Source organism: Gracilimonas sp. B-17 (assembly GCF_056857935.1).
In genome coordinates this window covers 258,907-271,616 of the sequence record NZ_JBSXOA010000010.1, presented here as the reverse complement: position 1 = coordinate 271,616, position 12,710 = coordinate 258,907, and the positions used below count along the sequence as shown (strand labels likewise).

14 protein-coding genes are annotated in these 12,710 nt (G+C 40.4%); 3 read left to right on the top strand and 11 right to left on the bottom strand.

The window, feature by feature from the left end:
• Positions 1 to 14: 14 nt before the first annotated feature.
• The 9 genes from AC13FX_RS04500 to rpmB form a co-directional block, all read right to left on the bottom strand.
• The gene (locus AC13FX_RS04500; protein ID WP_482879293.1) at positions 15 to 1,169 is read right to left on the bottom strand and encodes a 6-bladed beta-propeller; all 1,155 of its coding nucleotides are present in this window, start codon (positions 1,167 to 1,169) and stop codon (positions 15 to 17) included.
• Between the two features lie 69 nt (positions 1,170 to 1,238).
• Positions 1,239 to 1,691 (bottom strand): MarR family winged helix-turn-helix transcriptional regulator, encoded by a 453-nt coding sequence (locus AC13FX_RS04495; protein WP_482879292.1) that lies wholly within the window; start codon positions 1,689 to 1,691, stop codon positions 1,239 to 1,241.
• Positions 1,692 to 1,745: 54 nt separating this feature from the next.
• Complete coding sequence (locus AC13FX_RS04490; protein WP_482879290.1) at positions 1,746 to 2,513, bottom strand: exodeoxyribonuclease III; 768 nt, start codon at positions 2,511 to 2,513, stop codon at positions 1,746 to 1,748.
• An 8-nt stretch (positions 2,514 to 2,521) separates the two neighbouring features.
• Positions 2,522 to 3,736 (bottom strand): tyrosine--tRNA ligase, encoded by a 1,215-nt coding sequence (gene tyrS, locus AC13FX_RS04485; RefSeq protein ID WP_482879289.1) that lies wholly within the window; start codon positions 3,734 to 3,736, stop codon positions 2,522 to 2,524.
• A 5-nt stretch (positions 3,737 to 3,741) separates the two neighbouring features.
• Positions 3,742 to 4,302 carry a CvpA family protein gene (locus AC13FX_RS04480; protein ID WP_482879287.1) on the bottom strand — a complete coding sequence of 187 codons (561 nt, stop codon included), beginning with the start codon at positions 4,300 to 4,302 and terminating at the stop codon, positions 3,742 to 3,744.
• A 7-nt stretch (positions 4,303 to 4,309) separates the two neighbouring features.
• Positions 4,310 to 4,768, bottom strand: a complete 459-nt coding sequence (locus tag AC13FX_RS04475; RefSeq protein ID WP_482879285.1) for a GatB/YqeY domain-containing protein — start codon at positions 4,766 to 4,768, stop codon at positions 4,310 to 4,312.
• An 87-nt stretch (positions 4,769 to 4,855) separates the two neighbouring features.
• On the bottom strand, positions 4,856 to 5,026 hold the full coding sequence (locus tag AC13FX_RS04470) for a DUF4295 family protein (RefSeq protein ID WP_103664280.1): 171 nt from the start codon (positions 5,024 to 5,026) through the stop codon (positions 4,856 to 4,858).
• 11 nt (positions 5,027 to 5,037) lie between these two features.
• Positions 5,038 to 5,202 carry a 50S ribosomal protein L33 gene (gene rpmG / locus AC13FX_RS04465; RefSeq protein ID WP_103664281.1) on the bottom strand — a complete coding sequence of 55 codons (165 nt, stop codon included), beginning with the start codon at positions 5,200 to 5,202 and terminating at the stop codon, positions 5,038 to 5,040.
• Between the two features lie 4 nt (positions 5,203 to 5,206).
• Complete coding sequence (gene rpmB / locus AC13FX_RS04460; RefSeq protein ID WP_103664282.1) at positions 5,207 to 5,452, bottom strand: 50S ribosomal protein L28; 246 nt, start codon at positions 5,450 to 5,452, stop codon at positions 5,207 to 5,209.
• 271 nt (positions 5,453 to 5,723) lie between these two features.
• Here rpmB and gyrB point away from each other — a divergent pair, with 271 nt between their 5' ends.
• The 3 genes from gyrB (at position 5,724) to AC13FX_RS04445 (ending at position 11,084) form a co-directional block, all read left to right on the top strand.
• Positions 5,724 to 7,661, top strand: coding sequence for a DNA topoisomerase (ATP-hydrolyzing) subunit B (gene gyrB / locus AC13FX_RS04455; RefSeq protein WP_482879284.1), 1,938 nt, complete (start codon positions 5,724 to 5,726; stop codon positions 7,659 to 7,661).
• A 47-nt stretch (positions 7,662 to 7,708) separates the two neighbouring features.
• Complete coding sequence (gene gyrA / locus AC13FX_RS04450) at positions 7,709 to 10,180, top strand: DNA gyrase subunit A (RefSeq protein ID WP_482879283.1); 2,472 nt, start codon at positions 7,709 to 7,711, stop codon at positions 10,178 to 10,180.
• 136 nt (positions 10,181 to 10,316) lie between these two features.
• Positions 10,317 to 11,084, top strand: coding sequence for a TerC family protein (locus AC13FX_RS04445; protein WP_482879282.1), 768 nt, complete (start codon positions 10,317 to 10,319; stop codon positions 11,082 to 11,084).
• 48 nt (positions 11,085 to 11,132) lie between these two features.
• Here the strand turns inward: AC13FX_RS04445 and AC13FX_RS04440 are convergent, their stop codons facing one another.
• The gene (locus AC13FX_RS04440; RefSeq protein WP_482879281.1) at positions 11,133 to 12,071 is read right to left on the bottom strand and encodes a helix-turn-helix transcriptional regulator; all 939 of its coding nucleotides are present in this window, start codon (positions 12,069 to 12,071) and stop codon (positions 11,133 to 11,135) included.
• 2 nt (positions 12,072 to 12,073) lie between these two features.
• The gene (locus AC13FX_RS04435) at positions 12,074 to 12,706 is read right to left on the bottom strand and encodes a 16S rRNA (guanine(527)-N(7))-methyltransferase RsmG (protein ID WP_482879279.1); all 633 of its coding nucleotides are present in this window, start codon (positions 12,704 to 12,706) and stop codon (positions 12,074 to 12,076) included.
• Positions 12,707 to 12,710: the final 4 nt, after the last annotated feature.

The window sequence follows — 12,710 nt, the reverse complement described above, 5'->3', positions numbered from 1 at the left end:
ATATGGGTTATAGGTTAATCAACTTCACTAAGACTAAAACGAGATACATATTCCTCCCCCATATCACCCGTTAGAACAGCCACCACTGTGTTTCCTTTTGCATCTTTGAAATTCGCATTAAGTGGTAGCTCAACCGTACCGTAATAACTCCCGTCCGGTTTAAAAATATCGAAGGTTGGGGGTTCCCACCAGTTGCTTTCGGGACCATAGCCAATTCCCATATTCATTTCTGTATATTCAGCTTTAACATATTTCCAGATCCAAATTCTTCCATTTCTATCTGTATATATTTGTTTGAGAACCGGCTTATGTTCAGGTAAAACATTTTCTGCCCCTCTTGCAGAATAATAGTCTGTCCAAGCTTCCCATTGCTCTTTTTCTTCCGATAGCAATGTTACGGGTTCAATCTCCCAAATTATCCCTTTTTCAGCCCTTTCCTCGTTTAAAAACTTAATCTCATACTTGTTATTATCTTCTGCATAAACAACATAACCTTCTGAGCTAATTGTACTTCTAGGCCATCTAATAAATGAGTGTACACTTCCCTGTGCAGAAAATAGAACGAATGTTAATGGACGGTCAACCTCATCTCTTGGAACTTCCAAAGTATCTACTACCTTGCCTCTTGAAGAAACTCTAAGCCACGCAAAATGTAAGTTTGGCTTATTACGATCCCTGTTTATAGTAGTTTTAACATAGAATTCTCCCTTTTTTCCAACTTCAAACAGATCCGGTGCATTTAGAGTAGAATTAACGAAATGTGTTTCCAAGTATTCCCCTTCGGGACTAAACACATTAATATTGGTAAGCCCAACATTCCATATAGCTACCCTTCCATCCTGAAATGTTTTCATTCCACTTATTCCTGTATACTCACCGGGGCCTCGCCCTTCTCTGCCAACATTCCTAATAAATTTCCCTTCTTTATCATACATTTTCACGATAGGACCTTGTTGATCAGCTACAAATATTCTTCCCTTTGTTCCGATGGCAATATCTTTAATGTCCCCAAACATATAGTCTTCATTACCACTCTCAGTACCTATTCTTAACTCTTCCTGTACAACGAATCTTCGTTCTGTATTTTTATCATCTATTTCTGCTTCTTTTGTACAACCAAACATAATAGCTAAAACAAAAAGCAGTATTAATGGCTTATTTAAACGCATTGTACCTCCGTTTACTTGATTTAACCTCCTAAATAAGAAATTTCTTTGAAAGCTAAATACGCATTGAAGCTACACTTCTTGTCCTACCCCTAGCTTCTTACATATTAACGCCAACTGATCTTTTTCCTCAGAAGTCAGCACAGAGAACTCTTCTTTTATTCTTTCAAGGTGTTGAGGAAACAGGTCTTCAATGAATTCTCTCCCTTTCTTTGTCAGGCTGATAATGACCGCTCGCCGGTCATTGGGGTCAGTGACCTTTTCCACCAATCCATTTTTAAGAAGGTTATCGATCACCAGAGTGATGTTACCGCCGCTTTTTAGCAGTTTTTGGCCCAGTTCTCTTTGATTCAATGGACCAAGATGTAATAATGCCTCTAATGCACCAAATTGAGTCACGGTTAAATTCGCATCTGACAGATGTCGGGCAAGTCGTCCGTTCACACTCTCACTGGCTCGTGTCAGTTTAATGAAGGCGTTTAGCGTTCTTATATCTTCTTTATCGCCTTTAAAGTGTGTGCCCATATTTTGCTCAATTTTGGCCGAGATCAAAAACCTTAGTTCGGCCCGGTTTATTTGTTAGATATCATACCTGATACTTACCGGTGCATGATCTGACAGATCCCATTTTTTTTCGATCTCTGCCTCAACAGCAACTTCAGATAATGTAGGAGTCGCCAAATGATAATCAATTCTCCAGCCTTTGTTTCGTTCTTTTGATGCCGCTCTGTAGCTCCACCAGCTATACAAGTCCTTTTTATCCGGATGAAGCTTTCGAAATACATCTTCATACCCTTTTTCCAGAAAATCACTCACCCATTGTCGCTCCTCAGGTAAAAAACCTGACGTTTTATGCTGTTTGTCGGGGTTATGAATATCAATTTCTGTGTGGCAAATATTAAAATCTCCGCAAAAGACCGAAGGTTTATTGTCATTGGTATACTGTTCGCCAAATTGAATGAATTTTTCCAGAAAATCCATTTTCATGTCTTGCCTGACATCACCGGTTGTTCCACTTGGAGCATAAACACTGAACACTCTGAATGAATCATACTCAGCCATTATTATTCGGCCCTCTGCATCTATCCAGTCCACACCGATTCCTGTTTCAACCTGAATCGGTTCTTCTTTACTATAGATCGCAACCCCAGAGTAGCCTTTTTTCTCTGCTACATGATAGAATTCCTGATATTCAAGCTCTTTAATATCTTTAGGGATCTGTTTTTCCGTTGCCCTCAGCTCCTGAATACAAATGATATCCGGTCTGCTGTCCTCCACCCAGTCAACAAATCCTTTTCGGTGAGCGGCTCTAATTCCGTTTACGTTGTATGAACTTATTTTTACCAATTCTTTGTCTAATTCCCTTTTATGATTCCAAAATTTCTCTTTCCAACTTTAAGGGTAAACTCATCCCCTTCTTTGAAGGTGATCGAATAATTCTTATCCGTGATCTTTTTGTCATTCACGCTGATTCCGCCCTGTTTGATCATGCGTTTTGTTTCACCATTACTTGGTGAAAAGCCTGTTTCAGCCACAATATCCAGGAGTCTGATTTCCTCACCAACCGGAAAACTGAACGTTGGTGCGTCATCGGGTACTTCTTTATTGATCACTGTTTTCTCAAAATGCTCTTTAGCTGCTTTTGCCGCTTCTTCTCCATGATACATTCGTACTATGGTGAAAGCCAGATCATGTTTTCCGTTTCGCGGATCCTTCTCAATTTTTGCCTTTATGGCCGGCAGGTCATCCGTTTTGATATCCGTCACCAATTCATAATAGGTATAGATGAGATCATCCGGAATAGATAAAGACTTGCCATACATTTCGTTTGGCTCCTCATTAATACCTATATAATTGTCATAAGATTTAGACATTTTTGCTGAACCATCAGTTCCAACCAATAAAGGCATCATCAGGCAAACCTGTGGTTCCTGTCCATCTTCTTTTTGAAGCTGGCGACCAACCAGTAAGTTGAATTTCTGATCTGTTCCTCCCAATTCCACATCTGACTTTAGGTGTACTGAGTCTTGCCCCTGCGCCAGCGGATACAAAAACTCATGCAGCGAAATGGGCTCATTGTTCTCAAATCGTTTCGAGAAGTCATCTCTCTCTATCATTCTGGCAACCGTGAGCTTAGAAGAAAGCTTAATGACGTCCATAAAGTCCATTTCACCCAGCCAGTCGTAGTTATTGGTCAGGGTGAGTTTGTCTTCATCAAGTATACGTTTGGCCTGATCAATATAGGTTTCTGCATTCTCGTTTACCTCCTCTAAGGTAAGTGGAGGGCGTGTTTTATTCTGTCCGGTTGGATCACCGATCATAGCCGTAAACCCACCTATGATCAATATGACTTCATGGCCAAGATCCTGGAATTGTCTCATTTTCCTGAGAATAACAGAATGACCCAAATGAAGATCAGGGCGGGTCGGATCAACCCCAAGTTTTATCTTTAGTGGTTTATTATTCTTTTTTGATCGTTTTAATTTTTCAATGAGTTCGTTTTCAGGAACAATTTCAACTGTTCCTCTGCGGATGATCTCTAATTGTTCTTCAACCGGTTTAAATGACATTATGGTTAGTTATCGTTTAAAAATGGAATGTTTTCAAGTGGGTTGTAGCTTCCCACATTTTCTTTGAGTGTTTCGGAATAGGTTTCAGCACCCGGATATATCATGGCCACTGAATCGTAAGCGAATGGAGCTACATAAATAATAAAAGGATATAAATAGGATTCTTTACGGGTTTCTTCTGCAGGAATATTGAAACCGGATAACAGTAATAGGATCGTGCTGACAATAATACTGCTTTTCAGGATACCAAATGTTGCCCCCAGGATCCGGTTGACTGAACTGAGTTTGATAGCTTTTAAAAGCTCCTTGGTTCCGTAGGCTATGGCCGCCACAATTCCCAGGGTTCCTATAAATAGAATGGTGCCGGATATGAATGGAACATAAGAAGCACCCTCCTCAAACATTGGCCCTATCAGGCCTGTAAACATATCGAGGTAATTGAATGTGATAAAAACAGCCAATATGATCCCAACAATATTGAGGACTTCCTTGATCAACCCATTTACCGCACCTTTATAGGCAAAATACAGAACAGGAATAGCAATAATCAGATCAAGGATCAACATCTATGGATCACCCTCCTAATTCTTCTTTCACTACCTTACTAACAACGGAGCCATCAGCTTTACCTTTTAATTGCCCCATAAGCGGCCCCATGACCTTACCCATGTCTTGCATGCCGGAAGCGCCTAACTGTTCGATCTTTTCTTTAACGACGTCACGCACCTCATCTTCCGACATCATTTCAGGCAAGTACTCTTCAATGATCTTAAGTTCCATTTTCTCATTATCAGCCAGGTCATCTCTTCCGCCCTCTTCAAACTGTTCAATGGATTCTTTTCGCTGTTTGGCAGCTTTCATAAGAACTTCCACCGCTTGATCATCTGAAAGTTTAGCTTCTCCGCCTTTCCTTTCACTGATCTCTTTTTCCATGAGTTTGGCTTTCAATGAACGAAGGACTCTAAGCTTGTCCTGTTCTTTAGCCTTCATGGCTTCTTTGATATCCGATATGATCTTGTCTTGTATACTCATTCTGCGAAGTTTTAATTTAAAAATAACCAAAAAAAAAGGTTACACAATCATAATTGTGTAACCTTATAAAATCTTCCGCAAAGGGTATCAGGATCTGTTGTTCTGAATGTATTCCTTTACATCGTCCTGATCCATCATTACTTCTTTGTAGGCATATTTGCCTTTATCATTCTTGGTAGAAATAATAACCTTTGCCATCTTGCGATGTGCTGCTTTCGCTTGTAATGCGTCTTGTCCGAATGCTTGCTTCTTAGCCATGTCTCTTCTGGTTATTTAATTTCTTTGTGAACAGTATGCTTACGAAGAACCGGATTATATTTTTTCAGTTCAAGTCGATCAGTAGTGGTTCTTCGGTTTTTAGTCGTAACATAGCGAGATGAACCGGGTTTTTCGGTACACTCTAAGATCACCTGAACTCTGTTTCCTTTTGCCATGGTATTATACTTCTTTTATAAGAGTTCCATTTTTCCGCGCCTCTTTAAGTACCGCAGAAATTCCTTTCTTGTTTATTGTTCTCACAGTTTTAGCAGAAACCTTAAGTGTTACCCACTTATCTTCTTCAGGAACATAAAATCGTCGCTTTTGCAAGTTCAACTGAAAGCGGTGTTTCGTTTTATTATTCGACTTAGATGAACGGTATCCGTTCAAAGCTCCTTTGCCTGTAATATCGTCTTTTCGCGACATCGTTCTTTTCGGTTAATTCATAATGAAAATAGACACCAAAGATAGAGCTATAAACATCAAAGTTCAATGATTTTGAATACGAAAATTTGATTTATCCACATTTTTCCGAATTTTCCACAATTAGCACCGTTTTAATAGCTCTGAATTTCACCCCAGAACGCCCTCCTCTATTAATTTGAACAAATACCTCACCTTTTTTTGATTTTGCCTGTGTAAGCTCTATTTTCTGCCATCAATCAACTCATCTTACAAAGCTATCACTCCATAAATTATGGCAAAAAAACAAGGATCTGACTACAAGGCTTCGAACATACAGGTTTTGGAGGGGCTGGAAGCGGTTAGAAAGCGTCCTTCTATGTATATCGGGGACACCGGACAGCGCGGACTTCACCACCTTATCAATGAGGTTGTAGATAATTCAATTGATGAAGCTCTTGCCGGTTATTGCGACTATATAAATGTTACTATTAATAAAGACGGCTCGATGACCATTTTCGATAATGGTCGTGGTATTCCTGTCGATACTCATGATAAGCTCGGTATCCCGGCTGTTGAGGTCGTACTTACCAAACTCCACGCCGGAGGTAAATTTGATAAAGATACTTATAAGGTTTCCGGTGGTTTGCACGGTGTGGGTGTAAGTTGTGTGAATGCCCTGGCTTCCTGGTTCAGGGCTGAGATCCATCGTGATGGAGAGATCCATGTAATGGGTTTTGAGAAAGGAACCACCAAAACCCCGTTATCTGTTGCAGGTAAAACTAAAGAGACAGGTACTAAGATCTCTTTTATGCCTGATCCGGAGATCTTTACCCAAACCACTGAGTTCAAGTTCGATATTATTGCGGAACGCATGCGTGAACTCGCTTTTCTGAATCCTGAGATCACCATCGAATTGGTCGATGAGCGTGAAGAGGATGAGGATCTGCAAAAAGAGATCTATCACTATGAGGGCGGTGTAAAAGATTTTGTGGATTTCCTCGATGAACACAGGGAGTCCATGCTTGACACACCTATTCACATAACCGGCGAAGTTGACGATGTGCCGGTTGAGATCGCGATCTCCTACAACAGTTCATTTTCTGAGAATGTACATTCTTATGTGAATAACATTAACACCAAAGAAGGCGGTACACATGTCTCAGGTTTCAGACGGGCTCTGACACGTTCTCTGAAATCGTATGCTGAGAAAAATAATCTGATCAAATCTAACAGCAAGATCTCCATTTCCGGAGAAGACTTCCGTGAAGGAATGACGGCCGTATTAAGTGTTAAGGTTGCTGAGCCTCAATTTGAGGGGCAGACCAAAACCAAACTTGGTAACTCAGAAGTTCAAAGTGCCGTTGAGGTTGTTGTTTATGATCAGCTTAATGAATACCTGGAACAGAATCCAAAAGCTGCTAAAAAAGTAATTGAAAAAGTTGTACTTGCGGCTGAAGCAAGAGAAGCTGCCCGAAAAGCACGTCAACTTGTGCAACGCAAGAGTGTTATGAGCGGTGGTGGCCTGCCGGGTAAACTTGCAGATTGCTCCATTAAGGATCCGGAACACAGTGAGATCTACCTTGTAGAGGGTGACTCTGCCGGTGGTTCTGCAAAAATGGGTCGAAACAGAAGTTTCCAGGCTATCCTGCCATTAAGAGGTAAGATCCTAAATGTAGAGAAAGCTAAGATCAACCGAATTCTCGAGAACAAAGAGATTCAAGCTATGATCACTGCACTGGGTACCGGTGTTGGTCATGGTGATGAGGATTTTGATGTTGATAAACTACGTTATCACAAGATCATCGTAATGACAGATGCCGATGTGGACGGCTCCCACATTCGCACGCTACTACTGACCTTTTTCTACCGATATATGCGGCCTTTGATCGAAAACGGATTCGTTTATATCGCCACACCTCCCCTATACAGGATCACTGTTGGAAAAGACATTGAATATGCCTGGGATGATGAAACCAGGGATAAACTGGTTAAAGAATTGAAGAAAGGGCGCAGAAAATTTGATGTCTCAAGATATAAGGGTCTTGGTGAAATGAACCCGGAACAGCTTTGGGAAACTACTATGGACCCTGAAACCAGAACACTTCAACAAGTAAATGTTGAAAGTGCGGCCGGTGCCGATAAACTCTTTTCAACCCTTATGGGCGGAGACGTTGAGCCAAGGCGTGAGTTTATTGAGCGAAATGCCAAATACGCCAACATCGACATCTAAACAATATATAATTCAATAAGAATTTAACTGACTTTTATAGCTGATTTATGGCCAGAGAAAAAATTATTCCAATAACTATTGAAGACGAAATGCAATCGTCATACATCGATTATTCGATGTCGGTGATTGTTTCACGTGCCCTTCCAGACGTTCGCGACGGATTAAAACCGGTTCACCGCCGCATTTTGTATGGTATGAACGATCTTGGCATGCTTCATAACAGAAATTATAAGAAAAGTGCCCGTATTGTAGGTGAGGTTTTAGGTAAGTATCACCCTCATGGTGATAGTGCTGTTTATGACTCCATCGTACGGATGGTTCAGGATTTCTCACTTAGATACCCTCTAGCCGATGGGCAGGGTAACTTTGGATCTATCGATGGTGACAGTGCGGCCGCCATGCGTTATACGGAAGTTCGTATGGACCGGCTTTCCGAGGAAATGTTGGCCGATATCAACAAAGATACGGTAGATTTTTCACCGAACTTTGATGATACCCTTGAGGAACCGACCGTTCTCCCAAGTATGCTTCCAAACCTACTGATAAATGGTTCTTCCGGTATTGCTGTGGGTATGGCCACAAATATGGCTCCCCATAATATGTCAGAAGTTATTGATGGGGTTCAGGCCTACATTGATGATCCGGATATTGAGATCAAGCAGTTAATGAAGCATATAACTGCGCCTGATTTCCCAACTGCCGGCATCATTTATGGTTACGAGGGTGTTAAAGAGGCCTACGAAACAGGTCGCGGAAAAGTAACCCTTCGTGCTCGAGCCAACACTGAAGAGTTGCGCGGTAATCGTGAACAGATCGTAATTACTGAGATCCCGTATCAGGTTAACAAAAGTACTCTTATCCAAAAGATCGCTGGTCTTGTTAATGATGAAAAGATCACAGAGATCTCAGAAGTAAGAGATGAATCTGACCGTGAGGGTATCAGGATCGTTATTATTTTAAAGCGTTCTGCCAATGCAGGTGTTGTACTGAATCAACTGTACAAATATACCCAGATGCAGACCACTTTTGGTATCATTAATCTTGCTCTTGTTAAAGGGCGGCCAAAAGTAATGAATCTCAAGGAGCTCATCTATCATTTTGTTGAGCACCGTGTTGATATCATTATCCGACGAACTATATATGACCTGGATCAAGCAGAAGCCAGGGCTCATATTTTAGAAGGACTTAAGATAGCACTGGATAATCTCGATGAGGTTATCAAAACAATTCGGGCATCTAATAGTCCTAATGAAGCAAATATTGAACTGCGGAAGAAATTCGCCTTGACAGATATACAGGCAAAGGCCATTCTGGATATGCGTCTGCAGAAACTAACCGGACTCGAAAGAGAAAAAATTGACGGTGAGTATCGTGAGATCATAGATAAGATCGCTGACTATCGTGAAATTTTATCTAATCGGGATAAACAAACTGCGATTATTAAGGAAGAGCTTGCCGATCTCAAAAAACGATATGGCGATGAAAGAAGAACGCAAGTTGTTCATTCAGCTGAAGATTTCAACATTGAAGATATGATCGCCAATGAGGATGTGGTTGTAACCATCTCCAATAAAGGTTTCATCAAACGAATGCCTGTTAGTGGATATCGCCGACAACGACGTGGCGGTAAAGGCATGAAAGGTACTACTACGCGTGATGAGGAATATGTAGAACATTTATTTGTAGCCACCACACATAATTACATTCTTTTCTTTACTGAAAAAGGAATGTGTTACTGGCTCAAAGTATACGAAATTCCTGAAGGCGGGCGCCTGGCAAGAGGTCGTGCTATTGTAAATCTTATCGATATCGATAAAGATGATCAAATTAAGGCCTTCGTACCTGTTAAAACACTTGATGACGAAGAGTATATTAATAATCATTCGATCATCATGGCCACTAAAGATGGTCTTGTTAAGAAAACAACTCTTGAGGCCTACAGCCGGCCAAGAAGAGACGGTATTATAGCTATCAACATAAAGGATGGTGATAGTCTTCTTGGTGCTGAACTTACGGATGGTGATAGTCAGGTTATTCTTGCGAATAAAAATGGCCGTGCTATCAGGTTCCATGAAGAAGAAGTTCGTGATATGGGACGTAACACATCCGGAGTTAAAGGTATGAACCTCAGCAAAGATGGTGAGATCGTTGATATGGTCGTTATCCGTAATGCACATGAAGCAACCGTATTGGCTATGTCAGAAAATGGATATGGTAAACGATCGCTTGTGGATGATTACCGTGAACAATCAAGAGGTGGTAAAGGAGTGATTACATTAAAGATAACTCCTAAAACCGGAAGCCTGATCGCTTTGAAAGAAGTTACTGATCAGGATGACTTGATGATCATCACTGAGAAAGGCAAAGTGATCCGTATGAATTGTGGCGGAATTCGCACCATGGGAAGAAACACACAAGGCGTCCGAATTATGCGCCTAGATTCTGACGGTGCTATTGCAGCAATAACTCGGGTAGTTAACGAGGAAGAAGGTGAAGGTGAAGAGGAAGATGAGGATTAAACCAAACCTCTTTACCTAAACAACATTAATTATTCTATAAAGGGCTTCATTTCTGAAGCCCTTTTTTATTTGCTGATGTTATTGTTTTTGATGATGTTCTTTTAATTGATCTCGTTTTAATAAAATCCAATAAAACATGGAAATCTTCCTTAACCCTGAAAGCTGGGTTGCATTACTTACACTTACCTTTCTCGAGATCGTACTTGGTATAGATAATATCATATTCATATCCATTGTATCGAATAAACTGCCAAGTGAGAAACAAAATAAAGCTCGCATCACCGGTTTGGTCCTGGCCCTGATATTTAGAATAGCAATGCTTCTGAGCATCAGCTGGATCATTGGTTTCACTCAACCCTTATTTACATTACTTGAGTATGAGTTCAGTATTAGAGACCTGATCCTATTCACAGGTGGAACCTTTTTGATCTTTAAGAGCACCGTTGAAATTCATCACAAAATGGAAGGACAGCATGATGAAAAAGGAAAAAAGAAACTGTCTACTTTTGGACAGGTAATTTTTCAAATAGTTGCCCTCGATCTTATCTTTTCATTTGACAGTATTCTAACTGCTATTGGGCTTACTGAAGAATTATTGTTAATGATCATTGCCGTCATAATTTCAATCATTGTAATGATCGGGTTTGCAAACTCTATCAGCGATTTCATAAAGAAGCACCCAACACTCGAAGTTCTTGCATTATCCTTTCTTATACTGATCGGCTTTATGCTAATGATAGAGGCTTTCGAGTTTCATGTGCCTAAAGGGTATATCTACTTTGCTGTATTCTTCTCTCTTTTCGTTGAAATGATAAATATGAGAATACGCAGGAAAAAAGATTCCGGAAAACCGGTGACATTACGAAAACGTTTTGAAAGGGAAAGTGAAAATCAGGATAGATAATCTTAACCAGATCATAAACAGATAACCTGATCAGGTTTCATTATTTTTTCAGGCCCCTAACATTTCGCGAAGAAGTCCCTTTCTTTTTTCTATCAAAGAACCCGGGGCCAATACATTCACTTTCTTCCCAAACTGTAGTAACCATTCATTGATAAATGGCAAATTATCAAATTTGAAGGACACCTTAATTTTTTTTGAATTAATGGGTTCTTTCGTAATTATTTTAGCCGGTAAATTAGCCTCTAAGCGCCCTAACTCATCTTTTTCGACTTCCAGTATTATCGATTCCGATATGTCGTCAGAGGCGTAAATAAGGCGCTCTACGTCGATTTCACCTTTTAAGGTGTAATTTTCTTCCAGTATTTTTACTTCCTCGATATTTTCCAGAATAAAATTCCTGCTTTCCCCTCTTAGGTGAGAACGCCCTATCACATTCCAGTGATCTTCATAAAAAACCAAAATATATGGGTCGATTTTTCGGGTTCCGGTTTCACCGCTTTTTGTCGTGTACTTAAACTGCATCCTTTTTTGCTGAGCGATGGCACTGCTGATCAAATACCAGTTCCCCCCTTTCTTTTTCTTTCCACCGAATTTCAAATATGGATCCACGATGGTCCTGCCTTCAAGCGATACCATAAAATCTCTCAATTCGTCGGGCAGAACATTCTTAATTTTTACCTCTACCCCTTTTGCATCTTCCACCAAACCTTCATCAACTTGAGACTTGACAAAATTAAGCCCAACCATGATGGTTGCGAGCTCTTTGGATGTAAACATCAACGGTGGGATCTTATAACCTTCTATCAAACCATATCCTGAGTACCGATCCCAGGTCACAGGTACATTTATCTCTTCTAAAGCATTGAAATCCCTGAATATAGTACGCCTGCTTACCCCAAAATGCTCTGCCAGCTCATTAACTGTTTTATTTTTTCCCGGTTGCTGCAAAAGCAACATCAATTTGAGTCTTCTTTCAGAGCTATTCATACCTAAAGTCTTGTTATTTCAACTAACGCCTTACCGGCATAAAACGGATAGTTCTTCTGTTCTAACGATAATACATTTATTTTTAATGGCTGTTCGATACCCTCAAGCTCATGTTCAACTTCATCCTCGCCTTTTAGGAGAAGGACACCCAACCATGGCTTTTCACCAATCATACTCATCAGATCATTTATCTTGAATGCATGTTTTGACACTACACATGAGCCCTCATCCATCTCGATCTCAGCTACCGATCCCTTAAACACATTGCAGTTCTTCAATTTAAGCTTCAAAATCATTTGCTTGCAAGCCATGGTCTTTTTAGACACAATGTCATTTAGTATCACCCCTTTATTCTCATTTATGATCGCCAATGGTATTCCCGGCAAGCCGCCACCGGTTCCCGCATCATAAATTATGTCCGACCGTTTATATAGCTCAGAACTAGCAAGCATTAAAGAATGCCGGACATGCTCAACAATGGTTTCACGTGAAACATCCCTACTCACGAGGTTTACCCTTTCATTCCACCACAACAACTGATCCACATACTCTCTTAATTTATCAGCATGATCTTGAAGTAAACTCGTTGCTAAATCAAAACCATTAAATTTCTCAAACTCCACCTCATGTTTCACGTGA

What these genes read in the sequence shown, in the direction of transcription:
- AC13FX_RS04475 (WP_482879285.1), bottom strand. Translation starts at nt 4,768, where the DNA reads ATGAGTATACAAGACAAGATCATATCGGATATCAAAGAAGCCATGAAG.
- rpmB (WP_103664282.1), bottom strand. Translation starts at nt 5,452, where the DNA reads ATGTCGCGAAAAGACGATATTACAGGCAAAGGAGCTTTGAACGGATAC.
- AC13FX_RS04445 (WP_482879282.1), top strand. Translation starts at nt 10,317, where the DNA reads ATGGAAATCTTCCTTAACCCTGAAAGCTGGGTTGCATTACTTACACTT.
- AC13FX_RS04440 (WP_482879281.1), bottom strand. Translation starts at nt 12,071, where the DNA reads ATGAATAGCTCTGAAAGAAGACTCAAATTGATGTTGCTTTTGCAGCAA.
- gyrB (WP_482879284.1), top strand. Translation starts at nt 5,724, where the DNA reads ATGGCAAAAAAACAAGGATCTGACTACAAGGCTTCGAACATACAGGTT.
- AC13FX_RS04500 (WP_482879293.1), bottom strand. Translation starts at nt 1,169, where the DNA reads ATGCGTTTAAATAAGCCATTAATACTGCTTTTTGTTTTAGCTATTATG.
- AC13FX_RS04480 (WP_482879287.1), bottom strand. Translation starts at nt 4,302, where the DNA reads ATGTTGATCCTTGATCTGATTATTGCTATTCCTGTTCTGTATTTTGCC.
- rpmG (WP_103664281.1), bottom strand. Translation starts at nt 5,202, where the DNA reads ATGGCAAAAGGAAACAGAGTTCAGGTGATCTTAGAGTGTACCGAAAAA.
- tyrS (WP_482879289.1), bottom strand. Translation starts at nt 3,736, where the DNA reads ATGTCATTTAAACCGGTTGAAGAACAATTAGAGATCATCCGCAGAGGA.
- AC13FX_RS04495 (WP_482879292.1), bottom strand. Translation starts at nt 1,691, where the DNA reads ATGGGCACACACTTTAAAGGCGATAAAGAAGATATAAGAACGCTAAAC.
- AC13FX_RS04470 (WP_103664280.1), bottom strand. Translation starts at nt 5,026, where the DNA reads ATGGCTAAGAAGCAAGCATTCGGACAAGACGCATTACAAGCGAAAGCA.
- gyrA (WP_482879283.1), top strand. Translation starts at nt 7,709, where the DNA reads ATGGCCAGAGAAAAAATTATTCCAATAACTATTGAAGACGAAATGCAA.